Genomic DNA, 20,516 nt, shown 5'->3' on the forward strand with positions numbered 1-20,516 from the left:
CTTTTTAGTTTTACATTGTTTTATTACCAGCCCTGGTTCTGCTTCAACTCATCGAACTTCAGCATCTCAGAGTAAGGTACAGGACCATAGATCATGTAGTCCTTATAATCGCGCTTATCAACCTCGATGGTGGTATAGGTCTTCTTACCATCAACGGTCTTAATGCTGATACCCTTAGCGGGCTCTGTCAGGTTAGCCTTCCAACGACGGAGATCCCAGAAACGGAAGCCCTCGAAGCTCAGCTCAATACGACGCTCGTTACGGATCAGCTCGCGCATCTTATCCTTGTCGTTCTTAATGCTCTCCAGATAGTCGTTACCCACACCAGCACGCTCGTGCAGAGCCTTGATGATGTCGTAAGCACTATAGCTGTGGTTACCCTTACCTGTTGGACCCCAAGCCTCGTTGGCAGCTTCAGCATAGTTCAGGAAGATCTCGGTAAAGCGGATACGAGCATTGTAGTGCTTCTGTGTGGTTTTTGCCGAGGGATCCAGGTTAATCTCCTGACGCAACAGCTTACGCATATAGTAACCTGTACGGGTAGAAGAACCAACCTCGTTGTTCAAACCATCACGGTTCTGTGAATCATCCACTGTAGTGTTGATAGCTGTGTTATCCTTACCTGCACCGTTGCCATCATAAACAACGTACGCAGTCAGACGAGGATCACGATCAGCATAAGGATTAGCAGCGTTGAATCCACTCTTTTCGTTGTCGATAGGATAACCGTTGGCCATTGGGAAGGCATTGACGAAGTTCTGAGTAGGATTGATACGACCCTTACCATAGAGTGATGGAGGGAACATATCAGCCTCGCGGTCGTTGCTACCGCTCTTCTCTACCTCACCTCTCCAAAGGATTTCCTTTGGCAGCTGACCAGCCGAGAGGGCGTCAATCTCATTGTTGCAGTACCAAGTCCAACCATTAGGATCCATACCAGCTACACCACCAATGCGGTCCAGAACTACTGCTGCATAATCGGCAGCCTGAGCCATGGTAGCACCCGACTTTTCGAAAGCAGGGCTAGCAGCCAGCAGAGCAGCCTTAGAACGGAAAGCCTCAACGATGGCACCCGACATACGAAGCTGGAAGTTAGCACCGAACACACGGTTGTACTGACCAACGTTTGCACCCTGATACTTTGAAGGTATCTCACTGGCATTCTTAATATCCTTATAATTAGTAGGCAACAGTTCCAGAGCACGGTCGCAGTCATCATAGATGGCCTGCAGGCACTCTGCAAAAGTGTTACGTGGCAGATTGAACTCGCTACTTGCATCCTCTGGCTCAGTTACGATGGGCACACCCAGCAACTGACCATCGGCAGTCATACCACCATGAGCCTGCAACAGATAGTACATATACATGGCACGCATACCATAGGCCTCACCCTTCTCACGGTCGTTAAACATACGCGAAGCCATCTCGTCATTAGCCCAGTTCACCTTGTCGGCATTAGCCAGGAACAGGTTGAGATACATGATGGCAGCACGGCAGTTACGCCAACGCTCTGATGGGTTCTCGTTCGAAGTCCATGTACCTGAAGCAATCTTACGCCAGTCGTTTGTAGCGTCATTGCTCACAGCATCGTCGGTAGCCACCTCGCTGAATGGGAAGTCAGCGCAGGGGATACGTGTATAAGCATTACCCAATACGCCTTCAGCGTACTGAGGGTTTTCATACATATAGTCCAGACCGAGGTTGTTTTCAATAGCAGGCTCAAACAGGTCATCACATGATGTGAATGCTACCGATACTGCGGCCAGAGTCAATATATTAATAATCTTTTTCATATTTATCTTATCTTTAGAGATTTACCTTCACACCAAGATTATACATACGTGTCTGAGGAGCAGTACCTACGTTCAGTTCCATATACTTGCGCTCTTTGGCAATAGTCAGCAGATCGCTGCCACTTACATATACAGAAACACCCTTCACGAATGAATCGCCAGCGAAGATTGACTGAGGCAGATCATAAGTGAGCTGAACCTTGTTCAGACGGAATGCAGAAGTAGAGTACTTCCAGAAGTCAGAAGCGACGAAGTTCAGGTCGCCACTCTCTGTGGTCAGACGAGGATAAGTAGCCGTAGAGGCTGTCTCTGGAGTCCAACGGTTCAGCACTACATCCGAGTATTTGCCGTCGCCATATACCCACGTATCCTTGCCATTCTTCAGGCCATTGCCACCAAAGGTGCCAGAACCCTGAGCAAAGAGGGTAAAGTCCTTATACTTTACAGTGAAGTGTACACCCATCTGGAATGGAGCAGTCCACTTACCGATTACCACCTGGTCCTTAGAGTCGATGATACCATCACCATTCTGGTCCTTATACTTCAGGTCGCCAGGCTTGGTGTTGTTATTAATCTTTGCAGAGTTAGCTACATCGTCGGCATCCTTGAAGAAGCCAAGGCACTCGTAACCACGCATAGCCTCGATGCTCTGTCCCTCAGCCTTCAACCAGTCGTACTCTACGTTCTCGTCCCACTTAGTGTTCTTCGAAGTATAGTACATAGCCGAAACACCGAAGTTAGTATCAAACTCACCAAACTTCTGATGTACGTTCAAGGTCAGGTCAACACCAGTACGACGCTGATTGTTGTAGTTAGTGTTAGCCAGGAAAGTAGATACAGGCCAGTAAGTCTGGAAGTAGCTTGGATAGATAGTCGAAGCTGTTGTCAGCAGACCGTTTGTTGAAGTGGTGAAGAAGTTGGCATCGAACTTCAATGCGCCTTCCCACAACGAACCAGTCAGACCAGCACGGAACTCCTTACGCTTAATGAAGCCGAGGTTATAGTTAGAACCCTGCTGCGAATCGCTGGTCTGCATAGAGTTAGCAACCTCGTTCCATCCCCACCATGTACCGGTAGCAGTGAAAACATAGTCGTACATATAGTACTTCTCGATATCAAGGTCCTGATTGATGATACCATATGAAGCGGTCAGCTTCAGATCATCTACAGCCTTCACATTACGCAGGAAGCTCTCGTTCTTCAAGCGCCAACCCAGTGATACTACTGGAGAGATGGCCTCACGATGACCCTCTGCCAGTTTAGCTGAGTGAATGGCAGCCATTGAGAGGTCTGCATAATAAGTATGAGCATAGTTATAAGCCAGTTGCAAACCAAGGTTAGCATTGCTGGTACGGTGATACTTACCATCCTCACTAATCTGATAGCCGTGAGCCAACAATGTAGCGTTGAGGTTGTGGTCACCAAACGAGCGGTCGTAGTCGAGCTGAGCCTGCATCAGGATGAGCTGCTTGTCATGACTGTTGCTGAGGTTCTGAGTACCAGTGCGCTTATCTGTACCATACTTGGTAATCGATGTGATCAGATCCTGACCAGAGTAATTATTCCATTTAGCCTCGTAAACAGCATACTCGTTGTTGATAGAGGTGTTATACTGTGTGTGGTAGTCAACAGCGAACTTGGTCTTCAACTTCAGGCCCTTTACCAGACTGTTCAAGTCGAAGTTCATGCCCATATCAAACTGCATCTGACGAGAGGTGTACTTGTTGTAACCTGCTGCATACATAGCTGCGAATGGGTTAGTCTGCTGCGACTGAGTACCACCAAGGAAGTACTTACCATCGATGATATAGTTAGAGTTCTGAATGGTCTTCAGCGTTACAGCATCAGCTTCCTCCACATACGAGATGGGGATGAATGGCACCAAAGGATACTGACTGGTAGGACGCATAGTAGCCGACTCACTCCAGAAGTTACTATTATCGTTACGGGCATCGTAGAATGTGGCATTGGCGTTTACATAACCGTCAATCCAGTCATTCAGACGCAGGTCGATGTTACCACGAACATTCAAACGAGTGGTATGATTGTTCTTACCCTCGCCGAAGTTCATCAGGCTACCAACATTCGACAAACCGATATTGGCATAGAAGTGAGCCAGACGACCACCACCTGAGAACTCAGCTGTACCATCGTAACGCTGATAGGTCTTTTTAATATACTGGCTATCAAAGAAGTTGATGTTTGGATAACGGTAGGGATTCTCATTAGAGGCATAGTGATAGATATCATCCTCAGAGTAAACGGCAGCCTTACCATCGTTCTGCAGAGCCTCGTTATAAAGCTCCATATAAGCAGCCGATCCCAGATACTTAGGATAGCTCTTTGGAACATAGAGCGAAGCATTACCACGAACACTTACATTCAGACCGTCGTTACGACCATGCTTGGTAGTAATCAGAATCACACCTTTTGCAGCACGGCTACCATAGAGCACTACTGCCGAAGCGGCCTTCAGGAAGGTAATCTGCTCAATCTCGGTGGGCAGTACATTGTTGGCAGCACGGGGCACACCATCAACAAGTACCAAGGCCTCACCCTGATTCCAAAGCTGTCCGTTATAACCGCCAACCAAAGCATCCATACCATCCAGACTATAGGTTGTATAGTCCTTCTTGGCCTGCTCTATCATATTGACAGTTGAAACACCTCCCATCAGATCAGCCTCGTTGACTGTGCGGAAGGCCACATTCACCTGACTTGCCACAGAGTCGGTATATTCCTTCTCTGTCTGTGCCACTGCTGCTACAGGCAGCAGAGCGGCGCCAAGTGCAATATTCTTAATTATATGTTTCATAAATCAATGTTCTTATAAATAATAGTATTGATGATCTTACCATCCTGGATTCTGACCAAACTCAGGATAAAGTGTTGTATCCGATTTCTTAAGTGGCAGCCAGTAGTGCTTCTTAGAGAAATTACGCTTCAGAATCACCTTCTCGCTCCATTCTGCAACAGTGTTCTTTGTAGGATCATCCACATTCATATCGCCTACACGCAAGAATTCCTGTGATGTCTTGATGTTATAAGGATACTTGTCCAGGAGGAGCCAACGGCGCAAGTCGTTGAAACGGTGTCCCTCGAACGAGAGCTCTACAGCACGCTCACGACGAACCTCGCTCATGAAATTGTCGAGTGAAGCAGTGTTCTTATCGGCAACAGCAGCTACGCCAGCACGCTCGCGCACCTTGTTTACTGCGTCAACAGCAGTCAGCTTGCAACCTACAGAACCTGTAGCACTACCAGTAGCCTCGGCAGCAGCCTCAGCATACATCAGGTATACATCCGACAAACGCATCCAGGGGATATGCATGTGAATCTGTGGCGACCATCCATAACCATCGTCCACCTTGTTACACTTGGTAGAAACGAACTTATAGTTAAAGTAACCAGTACGGGTTCCACGGTACTCATCACGATACTTACCATTGGTCTGCATGTCAGCATAACGCCAATCCTTGAAACCGTCGTCTTCCTTTACAATCATCTGACAGCCATCATACTTGATGTCATGATAGAAACGTGGGTCGCGGTCCTTCCAAGGATGAGTCTTATCAAACTGAGAATCGCTATCATCCAAAGGCAGACCGTTAGCCATACCATAGTAGTTTACATAGTTGGCAGTAGGCATAAACGTTACACCACTGTCGTTGATATCCATACCACCATAGCACTTTACCTGTCCCCAGGCTGAGCAACCCCAACCAGAACCATAGGTAGGACCACGGAAGATAGCCTCGGTGATGGTATTATCCTTATTCTGTCCAGGCATCTTACCTGAACCATCCATTGTCACGAAGTTCTCAGAGTACTCGTCGAATGGAATCAGACCGAACTGTGTATTACCACCATCAACAATGTTCAGCAGCTCACCAAATGCCTCAGCAGCACGCTTAGCAAAGTCTTTATTATAGGTAGTAGCGCCTGTCGACTCCTCGTTCATCAAAGGACTGGCAGCCCACAATAGATCCTTACCCAGATAACCGAGGGCAGCAATCTTAGTTACACGCAACTGGTTCTTACCTGCAGTTACACGTCCTACAGTAGTCTTATCCCAGTCAACAGGCAGCAGGTCGGCAGCCTTACGGAAGTCGGCAGCAGCCTTCTCAGCGCACTCGGCATAAGAGAGACGAGGCAAAGTAAGTTTCTCACCAGCGGGAAGAACAGAATCGATATAAGGCAGACCACCAAAGTACTGCATCAACATGAAGTGGAACCAACCACGGAAGAAGTAAAGCTGACCGGCAATCAGGTCTTTCTCCTCCTTGGTAGCGGTGATCTTATCCAGATTCTCGATACCCATGTTAGCCTTGCGGATACCATACCATGCCAAAGGCCACATAGAGTGCTTGAAACGGTCGGGACCATTAGCACTGGTTGTCTCGTTGCTTGCACGATCCATCCAACCAGACTGCCATCCGTCGAATTCGCTCTGCCATCCCCAGAAGTCACCCTGGTCAACCTTATAACACATGTGATAGTTCACATTAATGTTCATAATCTCATCCTCACCCCAGTTCCAAGAGTTAGTCCAGTAACCGTTGGTAGGATCAGGCTGGCAATAGTATAATTCCTCTACAAAGCCCTGGAAGTTATGGAAATCCTTGTAGGCGTCAGTATCAGAGATATCTGATTCTGGGGCTTTGTCCAAATAGTCGGTGCACGAAGTCATACCCAGACTCAGGGTCAGGGCAGCAGCACCTATCATTATATACTTATTTAGAAATTTCATTGTTTTCTTTTTTTATAGGTTGATCTTAAGACCTAAGTTAAAACGCTTAACAGTAGGATAGGCTCCCTGTGAAGCGAGACCAGTTCCAGCGAAGTTCGACTCACGGTCGTCTGGCATACGGCTCCATACCCAGAGGTTGTTACCATTCAGGAATACCTTCAGACTCTGTGCACCCATCTTCTTAACCCAAGGCTGAGTGAATGTATAGGCAATCTCAGCATTCTTCAGACGGATGAATGAACCATCATAGTGGAAACGTGTTCCCTCGTAATAGTCGGGCTTAGAACCCCAACGTGGCATAGGTGCGTCGGCATCCATGTTATCCACGGTCCAGTAGCTACCCTCATCATATACGGTGTCGAGTTTTCCACCAGGCAGAGAGTTGAAGGCTACATAACGAACCACATTACGTACGCCATAGAACTGCATATAAACGCTGAAGCCCTTCCACTCCCAACCGATAGAAGCACTATAGGTGTTCTGTGGTGTGCCAGTCAGACTATATGGAGCAGAATCGTTAGAATCAATCACACCATCACCATTGTAGTCGTGGATGATGTAAGATCCAGGCAGCTTCTGATCATCATTGGTATTGAAATCGGTCATACCGATAACCTGGTCCCAAGTGTTAGCATAGCCAGATGTCAGGTTTGCGTGATCCTGACCAATAGCAAAGCCTGTCTGCTTCTGATAGTCGGGCAGTCCAGGAGCATCATCATACTCCAGAATCTTATTCTCAGCATGAGTCATGTTGAAGTTACCCCAGAAACGCATGCCATTATGAAGCACCTTGTTTACACGGAGTTCCAACTCATAACCCTTGGTACGAACACGACCCAGGTTAGCAGTGGCAGGTGTAGCACCATAATAAGAAGGAATAGAACGGTTAGCACCAGCAATCAGAATGTCGGAACGCTTCTCGTGGAAGATTTCAATCGATCCGGCGAACAAACCATCCAACAGAGAGTAGTCGATACCTAAGTTCTGCTTGATAGCCTTCTCCCAGTGTACATCGGGGTTACCTACAGAAGACTCTTTATACCATGTGTAAGGACTGGTCTCAGTCTGCAGGCCCTGCTGAATGTTACCACCATATGCCCACTGTGTAGCATAGAGCCAACGACTGTTGATATAGTCATCACCAACCTCACCATAAGAGTAACGGAACTTCAGCATGCCAATATACTTCTTCAAAGGCTGGAAGAACTTCTCCTCACTAATCAGATAACCTACTGCACCTGAGTTGAAGAAAGCAAAGCGGTTGGCGCTTGAGAACTTCTCTGATCCGTTGTAAGCACCATTGTACTCAAAGAAATATCTGCCACCATAATTATAAGTGGTACGGAAGGCCCAGTCCTCACGATAATTGGTGAAGTTACCACCCCATGTGCGCTCTGTACGGTTGAATACACCCATGGCAGTTACATCGTGCTGACCGAACTGACGGCCCCAGAACAACTGTCCCTGATAGAACAGGTTACGCTGTGTGTTCCAGTTCTGAATAGAACCACCATCAGTACTCCAGAGGATACCCTCGTGGTAGTCGAAGTTGGTCTTACTGTCCTGAGGCTGAGAATACTTCTCCAGACCAGTCTCAGGATCAATCCACTTGGTCTGTGTAGAGTGGTTCATATCGTTGATACCACGGTTCACCTCTACAAACACGTTATCCCAAGATACTGTAGCCGAAGCACGGAGTCCTGGTGTGATGAACGACAGATCCTGCTCCAGGATGAAGTCGGTATTTACGCGCGTAGTAGTATTGGTGGCCGAACCATGACCAGTTGCAATATCCTGCATAGAGTTATGGGCACCCTGAGTGTCGTCGGGATAGTAACCCCATGTACCGTCACTGTAACGAGGCATGAAAGCATCTGTTGGTGTGCTGTAGGCAGCCTGCCACAACTGGCTCTCATACCAAGAACCGGTGTCGATACCATATAGACCTTTCTTCTGACCATGGCTTCCGAACAGATTTGACTTCAAGACTGTTGTCTTAGTAATCTGGAAGTCCAGGTTTGAACGTACGTTGATACGGTTGAAACCATAACCGGCATTATAACCACGGTTATTATCAAACTCCCTATACAAGTCACCCTCGTGCAGGAAGTCAACCGAAGCAAAGTACTTTACGGCCTTGGTACCACCCGAGATGTTTACATTAGGATTGTAAGAGAAAGCCATCTTCTTGAAGAGCTCGTCCTGCCAATCCACATCAGGATAGCGCTCGCGCTCTGCCTGATCGATAGGGTTACGATACTTATTCAGGATTCCCTCTGGTGTAATCTTACCCCATGAAGAAGGAGTGAGACCTAACTCATGCTCGATAGCCTGGTTACGAACGGCCAGTGCATCGGCTGAGTGCAGCTTTCCAGGCAGCTGTGAAACCACCTTGGCAGTAGCCTGCATACCGATTTCGATCTTGGCCTTACCATCATTACCACGTTTGGTAGTAACCAGAATAACACCATTGGCACCCTTCACACCATACACGGCTGTAGCAGAGGCATCCTTCAGTACAGAAATGCTCTGTACAGAGGCGATGTCGATACTTCCGAGTGAACGCTCAATACCATCCACCAATACAAGAGGATCGCTTGAGTTCCAAGAAGAAATACCACGGATCACAATCTTTGGATCCTCATCACCTGGCATACCAGTAGACTGCATGGTTACCACACCAGGCAGATTACCTGTCAGGGCAGCACCAATGTTGCTCACACCGCCGGCACGCTCCAGCACCTCACCTGTGGTCTGGGTAATAGCACCTACCACCGAGGCTTTTTTCTGCTGGCCGTAACCAACTACTACCACTTCCGTCAACTTGGTGTTGTCGGTCAGTGTCACCTTGAAAGTGCGCTGCTTGCCCACCTTCAGTTCCTGAGTGTTCATTCCCACATAAGAGATCACAATAACAGAACTCTCAGAAGGAACCTTCAACTGGAAATTACCGTCAAAGTCCGTTACCGTACCCTGACCAGTGTTTCCCTTCAAAACAACCGATGCGCCAATCAGAGGCTCACCCGCATTGTCAACGACCGATCCCTTAATGCTAACACTGCCTACCTGCGCCTGCGCGAAAGCAGAGCAGAAAAGTAGAAGCAAAGAAGGAACAGCACGTTTCAAAAGACTTGTTAGCTGTTTCATTTTGATTGATTTTGATACATAATTTGACTATAGTTAATTGAGATAAAAAAAACTTGTTTTGATTCTACATACTTTTTCGACTTACAGACTAAAACGGCCGCAAAAGTACATATTTTAAGTAAAAAAAGGTTTAAAAAGAAGAAACACAAACTTTATATTCAGTAACAATTAAAGAAAAATGTTACAAAATATAAAGTCCGTGTTACAGAAAACAAAGAAAACTAATAATATCGAGTTAGTTTTTATTGTAAATTGTACGCTTTTTGTGACTCTTTACCGAACAGATACTGCGACTGATAACCACCCAGATCAATCACAATCTTCTCGAAAACGATGCCCGGATCCTGAGGATGGAGGGTCAGTGTGTGTACCTTCTCATTGGCATCAACTGGCAACTCCACTACCATCTCAACCACACGCTTGGCAATTGTAGGATAGTAAACCGTGTAGATATTCTCAGGTTTCTCGTTCAAGTCTTTATTAAAGTTCACTGCCACGGGCTGCTTACCATCGATAGCCACATCGTAAATCAAGCCACCCTTATCCAGGAAGTCGAGTGTTGATTTGGTCACCACATGCACCTTTACCGTCTTTACATCAGCAGCTTTGAACTTATAAGTCAGTTTAGCCTGATCAGTAGGAACGGTATAAGGCATCAGCGAGATACCACTCAACGTACGCCCCATATAGGGGATCACCGTCCAAGTAGCGTTTTTAGCATCCTCACGACTATAGGTGTGCTCAGCCTCTATGCTGATATAACCATTGCTGGGTGAGAATACAGGACCGCTTACAGGCGTGGGCACCTCAACCAGACGTGGACAAACATCAGCACGGAAGTTATCGTTCCATGTGCGATAGCTGATATGCTTCTGGATCATCATACCATCCCACTTTCCGCCGGCCATCACCTTATTATAATAGTTACACAGCAACGAATCGCGTTTAAAAGCCTGACGACAGCGGTCGGCCCACTCGTTGGCTTCAGGATCATGATTCTTAGCCAGCTGCAGGTTCATGGCCTGTGCATAATACATCTCATAGATATTACCCATGGCCTGTACAGGGAAGAGCACAAGCTGACGATAAGCATCCTGACACTCAGGTTTCAATTCTAAAAACAAACGCAACGCACTGGTTTCCAGGGCCTTGTACTCGTTTACCACACGTTCAAACTCCTCACAGGTATAGGTACGTGCATCCAACATCTCCGAGGTGATACGTCCATTGTACTTGCAAACCAGGTTCAGGATTGATGCAGCCTCATCTGCATGCGCCTCACCAAAACTCTCGGCACAGAAATCACGGGTGTGATCCAACAGATTGTCAACCTGATACTTAGCAGGATCCCAAGCCATATCCATAAACAGCTGGATAGGATACTCCATCGGCTTCAGATCACCTACATTCAGTATCCACAGTTTCTGGATGCCACCATTGTAGGCCAGCTGCAACTGCTCCCACATATTCTGAATGGGCGTTACATTAATCCACTTCGAGTTACGGGGCGCACCCACATAATCTACATGGTAGTACAATCCCCATCCGCCTTTACGTTTCTTTTCTTCAGCAGTAGGAATACGGCGTACGTTACCCCAGTTATCGTCACAAAGCAGAATAGTTACATCATCGGGCACACGCAAACCGGCATCGTAATAATCCTGCACCTCTTTATATAAAGCCCAGATCTGAGGTGTTTCCTTAGCCGGACGCTTGGTCACCTCTTTAATAATACGACGCTGGTTATTGATAATCTCCTCGAGCAAATGCGTATCAGTACCGTTTCCCATAGCCTCATCACCATCGCCACGCATACCAATGGTCACAATGTCGTCGGTATTCTTCATACGCTCGATACCCTCACGGAAGAAGCGATCCAGATTATCTTTATTCGTAGAATAGTTCCAAGCACCCCACTCTTTACGATGGCGAGCATACTCCTGGTGGTTACGTGCCATAGGCTCGTGATGCGACGTACCCATCATCACACCCATCCTATCGGCTGTCTTCAGGTTCTCAGGATCATCGGCATAGAAAGCCCATCCCCACATGGCTGGCCACAGGTAGTTACCTTTCAGACGCAGAATCAGCTCAAACACCTTCTCGTAGAACTGATGACCACCATAATTGGTATCAAAAGTGTTCTTTACCCATGTAGTCAAGCAAGGCGCCTCATCATTCAGGAATAAGCCACGATAGCGAACAGCAGGCTCGCCGTCGGTATACTCACCTTTCTTAATATATATAGCAGCATGCTGCTCTACAGGTACGTCGGCCCAATAATACCATGGCGACACACCTACCTGCTTCGACAGCTCATAGATTCCATATACCGTACCACGCTTATCACTACCGGCAATCACCAGCTGACTGCCGATGGTCTTAATGATATACTTCTCGGTCTTACCCTTCAAACCAGGCAGCACCCCCTGCTTCACCCATTGGTCAATCTGCGGGTTACACCCCACCGTACCAACCAGCACCTCGGCGGCACCCTCCGAGAGCGATGCTTTCTGCCCCGTTACTTTCTCAAAATCCACCAAGAGATTTTTGGCTGCCAGCTGCACACAACTATGCTCTTTCTGACTCAAGCCAACAGTCAGGTTCTTCAACTGCCAGGCATCAGCTTCTGGCAGGAACGACACAAATTGGCTGGCCGCCTTCAACTGAGAGACAGCTGTCACGCACACCAAAAATGCCAATGTCTTCAACAAAATCGGTCTTTTATTCATCACTACGAATGTTACAAATAATATAATTTTGCGCAAAGATAGGGCATTTTTAGGAGTAAAATCACATTAAATGTATCAAAAACTTTAATATTTGTAACATTTGTTTGTTACATCACGAAAAATGCACTATCTTTGCAACAAATAAACAACAAAACGACTAACGCAACCATTTAATTACTAACAAAACAATGAAAGTTAAGTATATACTGACGCTAGCTACTTTACTCCTCTCGTTGAGTGCTTTCGCCCAAAGGGGAAAGTTCTTCACTACCGATCATCAATTATCAAGCAGCTTTGTAACACAAGTATATCTTGATAACGAGGGATTCATCTGGACAACCACCCGTAACGGTATCAATCGCTACGATGGTTATCAGTTCCGCGTATTCAAGAAAGAGAACGAGCACGACAGTTCACTGGCGAGCAACTACGTGAACAGTATGATGCAAGATCGCAAAGGCTTATTTTATTTTGGTATGTATGGCGCCCTGCAAACGTGGGACGGCACCAAATTCCATAATGTCACCATGTACGACAAGAACGGCAACGCCGGTCACAGTTACCCCAACTGCTTCCTGGAGCGTGCCAATGGCGACGTACTGGTGGGAACCTCTGGCTTAGGTATCCTGAAGTTCAAGGATCAGAAGACAGCCTATCAGGAGAAGGGACCTTTGGCGACCATACACACCGTTAACAGTATGATTGAGGACCGTACAGGTACCCTGTGGATTGTTACAGAGCACATGGGCCTCATCTCATACAACGGCAAGACCGTCAAGCGCCATATGCAGAACCTGCCCAGCGTGGTGTTCTCATGCCTCTGCGAAGGTGCCGATGGTATCATCTATGCCGGTAGTACCAACTGCGGTGTATTCAGAATGCAGGGTGACACGTTCGTTCACATTGCCGAAACAGGTACAAAAGCCGTATCATCGCTCTACCGTGCCCACGATGGTAACATTGTGATTGGTTATGATGGTCAGGGTATAGCCCTCTATAATCCCCGCAAGCCCGAACTGATTGATAACCCGTTCTTCTCACTCGAGGTTAACCTTCCTATGAGTAAGGTTTACTCTATTACCGAGGACAAGAGCGGCAACCTGTGGTTCGGATTATTGCAGAAGGGTATCTTTATGCAGCCCATCAGCTTTAAGGGCTTCCACTACATGGGACATAAGCTTGGTGCCCATAATATATTAGGTACAGCCTGCGTAGTCAGCGTTATCCTGGACAGCAAGAAGCGTGTATGGGTGGGTACCGATAAGGACGGTCTGTACTGCTACGATTTCTATACCCAGGCCTCTAAGCACCTCAAGGACCAGTATCCATCAGTCATCGTATCGCTGGCCGAAGACCAGAAGGGACGTATCTGGTTAGGAACTTACCGCGAAGGTATCGGCTGGGTTGATCCAGTCACCTTCCAGTATCACCGTGTACCATTCCCACAGGATCCCAACCTGATTGTAATGGACATAGCCGTGGGCAACGATGGCTACCTGTGGTTGGGTACCATGAAACATGGCATTGTGAAGATGGACCCCAACGACGGACGTGTGCTGGCCATTTACAAAATGAAGGCAGGTGCTGATAAGAACAGGAAGATGAACTGCATTACCAACGATTATGTATCGCAGGTTCAACTGTCGCCCGATGGCAAACGTCTGTATGTATCCACCAGTATGGGCTTATGCTGTCTCGACATCCCCGCCAACAGCTGGACAAGCACCTTTGGCATGAACTGTCTGAACTACAGCACCCCTGTAAGAATTACCCGCGAATACGATGATAACCTGTGGTATGGTACCAACGAGGGCTTGTTCCGCTACGATCTGCGTACCCACAAAACCCAGCAATATACCCGTGCTGATGGTTTGGCCGATAATGGTATTGCCACCATCGAACGCGACCTGCAAGGCCGTCTTTGGATAGGTACCGACCACGGACTGAGCTGTTTCACACCTAAATCCGATATCTGGCAGAACTATTTTGTGGATGATGGTCTGCAGAGTAACGAGTTCAGCGATGGTGCCTCATTCATGTCGCCCGATGGTATCCTCACCATGGGTGGCACAGCAGGTATCTCGTGGTTCGACTCTCACCATATTGCTCCTAGCAAGTGGGAGGCTGAGGTTGAGCTCACCTCCTTCTCTATCAATGGTCAGCAGGTAAGTCGTGCCACCCATTCGGGCAGTTATCTGGTTACCGATACCACCATTATTGCCAGCAACCGTTTCGAACTCAGCTATAGCGATAACACGTTCTCAATCCAGTTCTCTACCCTTACCTACGAGAACCCTGAGCACATATCATATTTATATAGTATTAATGGCGAGCCATTCAACCGCTTGCAGCCAGGCGAGAACGTGCTTACCCTGTCGCACCTGCCACAAGGCACCTACCGATTCAGGGTTAAGGCCGAGCGCAATAACGTAGAAACACCCGAAAGAGAGTTCACGGTGGTTATCCACAGTCCGTGGTACCGCTCGGCTTGGGCTTATTTCTTCTACGCTATGGTTATCGGTATGTTTGTATGGCAGTATTTGGTTTACCGTCGCCATAAGGAGCAGGATAAGCTGCGCCTCCAGGCCCATATCCATGCCGAAGAGATGGGCGAGGCCAAGTTGCGTTTCTTCATGAACATGAGTCACGAGATCCGCACCCCAATGACGCTGATTCTCACACCGTTGCTCTCGCTTATCAAGAACGACAACGATCCCAGCCGCAAAGCAGTTTACGAAACCATCCGTCGTAATGCCGAGCGTATTCTCAGTCTGATTAACCAGATGATGGACCTGCGAAAGATCGACAAGGGTCAGATGCAGATGCGAATGCGTGAGACCAACCTGGTAAGCTTTGCCAAGGATATCTACGACCTGTTTGATAATCAGGCCAAGACCAAGCATATTAAGTTTATCTACGAACACGATAGCGAAAAAATTCCTGTATGGATAGATCGCCAGAACTTCGATAAGGTACTTATGAATGTACTCTCGAATGCTTTCAAGTACACCCCAACCGGTGGCGAGATAGGTATCCGCATCAGTCATACTGACGAATCGGCCACTATCGCCATCTACGACAATGGCGAAGGCATCCCCGAGGATAAGATGAACAAGATCTTCGACCGCTTCTATCAGACGCCCACCACGCTCAACGACCGTTATGTGGGCACTGGCATCGGTCTCGACCTTACCCGTTCGCTGGTTGAGCTGCACCATGGTACCATTACCGTTCACAACCTGGAGAAGGGCTGTGAGTTTGTGATTACCATCCCTATGGGCAACAGCCATCTGAATGCTGACGAGATGATTACCGAAGCCGAAGCAGCCGAGGCCGCCGAGACCATCACCCCCGAACTGCTGTTGGAAGAGGAGCCCGAGACAGAGCTGATTAACCCGATGAGCGAGATGGCACCTGGCAACCGCAAGCTCACTCTGGTGATTGCCGAAGACGATGAGGAGATTCGCAACTACCTTGAGAGCGAGCTCTCGAAGGATTACGATATACATGCCTGCACCAATGGTCGTGAGGCACTTGGCGAGGTTATCCGCACCAAGCCCGACCTGGTACTGAGTGATATCATGATGCCCGAGATGGATGGTAACACCCTGTGTACCCGCATCAAAACCAATCCTAACACCAATTCTATCCCAGTAGTACTGCTCACCGCCAAGAACCGCGACGAGGACAAGCTGGAGAGTCTGGAGACTGGTGCCGATGCCTATATCGTTAAGCCATTCAACATGGAGATTCTGCGCCGCACCATCATGAACCTCATTAACAAGCACCGTCTGCTACGCCTGAAATACGAGCGTAACGACAGTCTGGAGGAACAGATTGACGAGATTGAGCTCAAGTCGCCCGACGAGAAGCTGCTGGAGCGCATCATGGAGTGCATCAACAAGAATCTGAACAACTCCGACCTGAGTGTAGATATGATTGCCGATACTGTTGGTATCAGCCGTGTACACCTGCATCGCAAGATGAAGGACCTTACCGGTCAGACACCTCACGACTTTATCCGCAATATCCGCCTGAAGAAGGCCGCCCAGCTGCTGGCCAACCAAGGCATGAACGTTACCGAGGTGATGTATGCATGTGGATTTGCTAACTCAGCCTCGTTCTCTACCGTATTCAAGAAATTCTACGGTATGTCGCCACGCGACTATATGAAGGAGCACGAAGAGCGCTAAACAAAAAAAAGGAACGATATGAAACGGGTAGCAACCGCTATTCTTGCCTTGTGTTGCAGTCTGGCCATACAGGCACAGGACCGTCAACAAATACTGAAGGTATATAACTGGGGCGACTACATTGGTGTAGGCGTTATAGAGAAGTTTGAGAAATGGTACCAGCAGGTTACAGGCCAGCCTATCAAGGTAAGCTACGTAACCTACGACTACCCTGAGGAGTGTTTCGACATGATTAAAGACCAGCAGACAGAGGTGGATGTGTTCTGTCCACCCGAATATCTGGCCGAACGCATGATGAAACACAAGATGCTCACCCCTATCGACACCAGTTTCGTGGCTCAAGGCATTCCTAACTACCTGCATGGCACCTCACCCTTCATCGACAACATGCTACAGCACATCGGCGAAGCGCAGGGCATCACCGCCAAGGATTACACCGTAGGCTATCTATGGGGTAACACGGGCGTACTCATCAACACCAAATTTGTCAAACCCGAAGAGGTAAACAGTTGGGCATTCCTGTTCGACTCGAAATACCGTGGCAAGGTGATTATGAAAGACTCGTTCAGCGATATCTATAACGTGTTTATCAACTACGCATTCTACGATGACATCAAGTCGGGCGTAGCCAACCGCAACCTGTTGGCTGCCTACCTCACCAACCGCAACATCGCTATTGTCGAGGACTTGCTGGAGACAGCCCGTCCACAGATGAAGGGTTTTGATGTAGAGGACGACAAGCGCCTGATGTCAGCCGGCAAGGACTGGATGAGTGTAACCTGGAACGGCGACGCCAGATGGGCTATCGACGAGGCAGGCGACAACACCAACCTGCAGTATGTTGTACCCATCGAGGGTAGCGACTGCTGGGCCGACTGCTGGGTGATTCCCACCACCTGTAAGAATATCAAGGCCGCCAGTCTCTGGATAAACTTCCTGTGCCGCCCTGATATAGCCCTGTTGTGTATGGAAGAAACAGGCTACAGCTCGGCCATCGGCACACCCGAGATACTGCAAGCTATTACCAACGACAGTCTTCCTGCCATCGATCTGAGTTATTTCTTTGGCCCTGAAGCAACCGCAGTTCATGTAGATAGCGTGATGTATCCCACCAAGGACGTCATCAGCCGTTGCAGCTATCTACGCGACAGTGGCGACCGCCAGGAAGTGCTTCGTGAGATTTGGGAGAAAATCAAGGAGAAACCTGTTGTTGATTACTGGTTCTACGTGATTGCAGGCATTGTAGCCCTGTTTATGATTATCACCACTACACTTTTGTTACGTCAAAAAAAGACCACCACTATAAAGTGATGGTCAGTTTTTTCAGATCTTTGTCCAACGAACTGGTTCCGTAGAGTATCTCGTACTTTCCGGGTTTGGTTCGCATGGTGTTTGTCTCAGCATCCCAGAACTCCAACGACTCCTTGGTCAGCTTCAGGTTGGCTGTTGCCGTCTTACCAGCCTTGATATCCAAACGCTCAAAGCCACGCAGACTCTTCAGCGGACCGTCGGGATCCTGCAGGTTGCGGATATACAGCTGGATGGTTTCGCTACCGTTCTTAGCGCCAGTATTGGTCACTGGTATCTGTACGTTGTAAAGCGCACCATCGGTAGCAGCCTCAACCTTGGCCTCGCCCACCTCGAAAGTAGTATAACTCAAGCCATAGCCGAAGGGGAACAGCGCATCATCAAAATAGCGATAGGTACGTCCCTTCATCGAGTAGTCCTCATAATCGGGCAACTGCTGATCGTTCTTATAGAAGGTTACCGACAGTTTTCCGCCTGGGTTATAGTCGCCAAAGAGCACGTCGGCCACAGCTGTACCACCCTCCTGACCAGGATACCAGGCCTGTACGATGGCATCGCAGCTTTCTGTCTCTGGCTGCAGGGCAATAGCCGAACCCGAACAGTTCACATAGATCACCTGCTTTCCTGCAGCCTTCAGGGCCTTCAGGAACTCGCGCTGCACCTTAGGCAGTTCGATGCTGGTACGGTCGCCACCTTTAAAGCCCTCGATGTTTACAGGCATCTCCTCGCCCTCCAGACTGGGAGCGATACCACCACAGAAAATAACCTTGTTGATACCCTTCAGCTGGGCGATGGTCTCCTGATAATCGATATTCAGCTCGCGAGCCACATCTATCTTCATCGAAGCACCCCATGTCTTAACGGTCTGGAAACGTACCTCAATATCAAACTTCTGACCCTTTTCAGCTTTCAGCACCGTGCGTGTTGGTGTAGCACGCCAGATATGGTTCACAAACTGCTGCTTGCCATCGACATAGAGCTCGAAATGACCAGTACTCTCCACGTTTACCACATACTCGCCAGCCTCTTTGGCTGTGAAAGTCGTCTCGTACTTAGCCGAGAAATCCTCGATAGGCAGGTTGGGTGCAAACACGTGCATACCTGCAGTGGTTACATTTACCGGTTTGGTGTAGTATTCGGTAGTAAAGGGCTTTCCAGCCATCTCTGTGTTGTTCCAGAATGTACCCTTCAAGCCTTTCTTACCATCGGGAGTCACACAGTCGGTAGCCAGATGGCACTCCATCACCTTATCGTTCGTCAGGTCGCAGCCAGGTATATAAACCAGTTTCTTCTGCTTAGCCTTCACACCATCCAGGATGGTAACGGTATGGTTTGGGGTACCATTATAGTTTCCCCACATCATAGGCTCGTTATGAGCATTAGGACCGATAATGGCAATCTTCTCGGCATTCTTCTTCAGAGGCAGGATATTGTTCTTGTTCTGAAGCAGTACGATGGTCTGACGAGCCATGTCCAGTGCTACGTTAGCCGAAGTCTTGGTCGACATAGCCGAATAAGGAATCTTCGACCACTCCACCAGCGACGGATCATCCATCTCACCCAGGTCGAAACGACCTTCGAGCAAACGGATCACGTGCTTATCAACCTCCTTCTCAGAGAGCAGACCTTTTCTGACTGCCTCGGGCAGACTCTTATAAGCATAGTTAAAACCACACTCTACATCGGTACCAGCCAAAACAGCTTTCGATGTACCATGTACGGCATCCGACGACGACTTATGGTTCTCGTAGAAGTCGCTAACGGCACCGCAGTCGCTTACAACGAGATATTCAAAGCCCCACTCATCGCGCAGAATCTGCTGGAGCAGACGGGTTGAACCACAGCAGGGATCATCGTCCAGACGCTGATAGGCACACATCACCTCGCGCACTTTCGCATCCTTTACCAATGTCTTGAAGGCAGGCATATAAGTCTCCCAGAAGTCGCGGGCCGACACATCAGTCAGGTTGGCAGTATGACGTGTGTACTCAGGACCGCTGTGCACGGCATAGTGCTTGGCACAGGCCCAGAGTTTACGGTATCTGGCATCCTCAGGACCCTGCAAGCCTTTCACCACCTGCACGCCCATCACACTGGTAAGATAGGGATCCTCGCCATAGGTTTCCTGTCCACGTCCCCAACGAGGGTCGCGGAAGATGTTCACGTTTGGTGTCCAAACAGAGAGGCTACGCATCTTCATATCCTCGCCATTCAGGTCGTACATACGATGATTGTACTGAGCACGGAACTCGGTGGATGCGATGTCGAACACTTTAAACAGCAGATGAGGGTTGAACGACGCAGCCATACCTACTGGCTCAGGGAAATTGGTTACATTACCCATGTTAGCCGCACCATGCAGCGCCTCGCTCCACCAGAAGAATTTCTTGATGCCCAAGCGGGGAATGGCCGGACTCTCATCCAGCATCAGCATGGCTTTCTCTTCCAAAGTCAGTCTACTACAAAGGTCAACGGCTCGCTCTTTAGCCGAGAGGTTCGGGTTCTGGTAAGGCAATGTTTGTGCCGAGGCTCCCAGCCCCACACACAATGCCAATGATAAGAATAGTTGATGTTTCATTTCTAATATTTAATG

General features: G+C 48.4%; 8 protein-coding genes. 2 read left to right on the forward strand and 6 right to left on the reverse strand.

What is annotated here, in order from left to right:
* Positions 1 to 23: 23 nt before the first annotated feature.
* From BLU97_RS00975 to BLU97_RS00995, 5 genes are all read right to left on the reverse strand, one after another.
* On the reverse strand, positions 24 to 1,793 hold the full coding sequence (locus BLU97_RS00975; RefSeq protein ID WP_013063196.1) for a RagB/SusD family nutrient uptake outer membrane protein: 1,770 nt from the start codon (positions 1,791 to 1,793) through the stop codon (positions 24 to 26).
* Between the two features lie 13 nt (positions 1,794 to 1,806).
* Positions 1,807 to 4,608 (reverse strand): SusC/RagA family TonB-linked outer membrane protein, encoded by a 2,802-nt coding sequence (locus BLU97_RS00980; RefSeq protein ID WP_074759843.1) that lies wholly within the window; start codon positions 4,606 to 4,608, stop codon positions 1,807 to 1,809.
* Positions 4,609 to 4,644: 36 nt separating this feature from the next.
* Positions 4,645 to 6,543 (reverse strand): RagB/SusD family nutrient uptake outer membrane protein, encoded by a 1,899-nt coding sequence (locus BLU97_RS00985; protein WP_041386357.1) that lies wholly within the window; start codon positions 6,541 to 6,543, stop codon positions 4,645 to 4,647.
* Between the two features lie 12 nt (positions 6,544 to 6,555).
* A complete protein-coding gene (locus BLU97_RS00990) occupies positions 6,556 to 9,690 on the reverse strand; it encodes a SusC/RagA family TonB-linked outer membrane protein (protein ID WP_074759844.1) in 3,135 nt (1,044 codons plus the stop codon).
* Positions 9,691 to 9,932: 242 nt separating this feature from the next.
* Positions 9,933 to 12,422 (reverse strand): glycosyl hydrolase 115 family protein, encoded by a 2,490-nt coding sequence (locus BLU97_RS00995; protein WP_074759845.1) that lies wholly within the window; start codon positions 12,420 to 12,422, stop codon positions 9,933 to 9,935.
* A gap of 188 nt (positions 12,423 to 12,610) precedes the next feature.
* On the opposite strand from BLU97_RS00995, the gene BLU97_RS01000 reads away from it, so the two are divergent.
* Positions 12,611 to 16,615, forward strand: a complete 4,005-nt coding sequence (locus BLU97_RS01000) for a two-component regulator propeller domain-containing protein (RefSeq protein WP_074759846.1) — start codon at positions 12,611 to 12,613, stop codon at positions 16,613 to 16,615.
* An 18-nt stretch (positions 16,616 to 16,633) separates the two neighbouring features.
* Complete coding sequence (locus BLU97_RS01005) at positions 16,634 to 17,926, forward strand: ABC transporter substrate-binding protein (RefSeq protein WP_081352799.1); 1,293 nt, start codon at positions 16,634 to 16,636, stop codon at positions 17,924 to 17,926.
* On the opposite strand, the gene xyl3A is transcribed toward BLU97_RS01005, so the two are convergent.
* A complete protein-coding gene (xyl3A, locus tag BLU97_RS01010) occupies positions 17,916 to 20,501 on the reverse strand; it encodes a xylan 1,4-beta-xylosidase (RefSeq protein WP_074759848.1) in 2,586 nt (861 codons plus the stop codon). The two genes, BLU97_RS01005 and xyl3A, sit on opposite strands and share 11 nt — an antisense overlap.
* Between the last annotated feature and the right edge of the window lie 15 nt (positions 20,502 to 20,516).

The organism is Xylanibacter ruminicola (assembly GCF_900107775.1).
GTDB lineage: Bacteria > Bacteroidota > Bacteroidia > Bacteroidales > Bacteroidaceae > Prevotella > Prevotella ruminicola_C.

What these genes read in the sequence shown, in the direction of transcription:
- BLU97_RS01000 (WP_074759846.1), top strand. Translation starts at nt 12,611, where the DNA reads ATGAAAGTTAAGTATATACTGACGCTAGCTACTTTACTCCTCTCGTTG.
- BLU97_RS00985 (WP_041386357.1), bottom strand. Translation starts at nt 6,543, where the DNA reads ATGAAATTTCTAAATAAGTATATAATGATAGGTGCTGCTGCCCTGACC.
- xyl3A (WP_074759848.1), bottom strand. Translation starts at nt 20,501, where the DNA reads ATGAAACATCAACTATTCTTATCATTGGCATTGTGTGTGGGGCTGGGA.
- BLU97_RS01005 (WP_081352799.1), top strand. Translation starts at nt 16,634, where the DNA reads ATGAAACGGGTAGCAACCGCTATTCTTGCCTTGTGTTGCAGTCTGGCC.
- BLU97_RS00975 (WP_013063196.1), bottom strand. Translation starts at nt 1,793, where the DNA reads ATGAAAAAGATTATTAATATATTGACTCTGGCCGCAGTATCGGTAGCA.
- BLU97_RS00990 (WP_074759844.1), bottom strand. Translation starts at nt 9,690, where the DNA reads ATGAAACAGCTAACAAGTCTTTTGAAACGTGCTGTTCCTTCTTTGCTT.
- BLU97_RS00980 (WP_074759843.1), bottom strand. Translation starts at nt 4,608, where the DNA reads ATGAAACATATAATTAAGAATATTGCACTTGGCGCCGCTCTGCTGCCT.
- BLU97_RS00995 (WP_074759845.1), bottom strand. Translation starts at nt 12,422, where the DNA reads ATGAATAAAAGACCGATTTTGTTGAAGACATTGGCATTTTTGGTGTGC.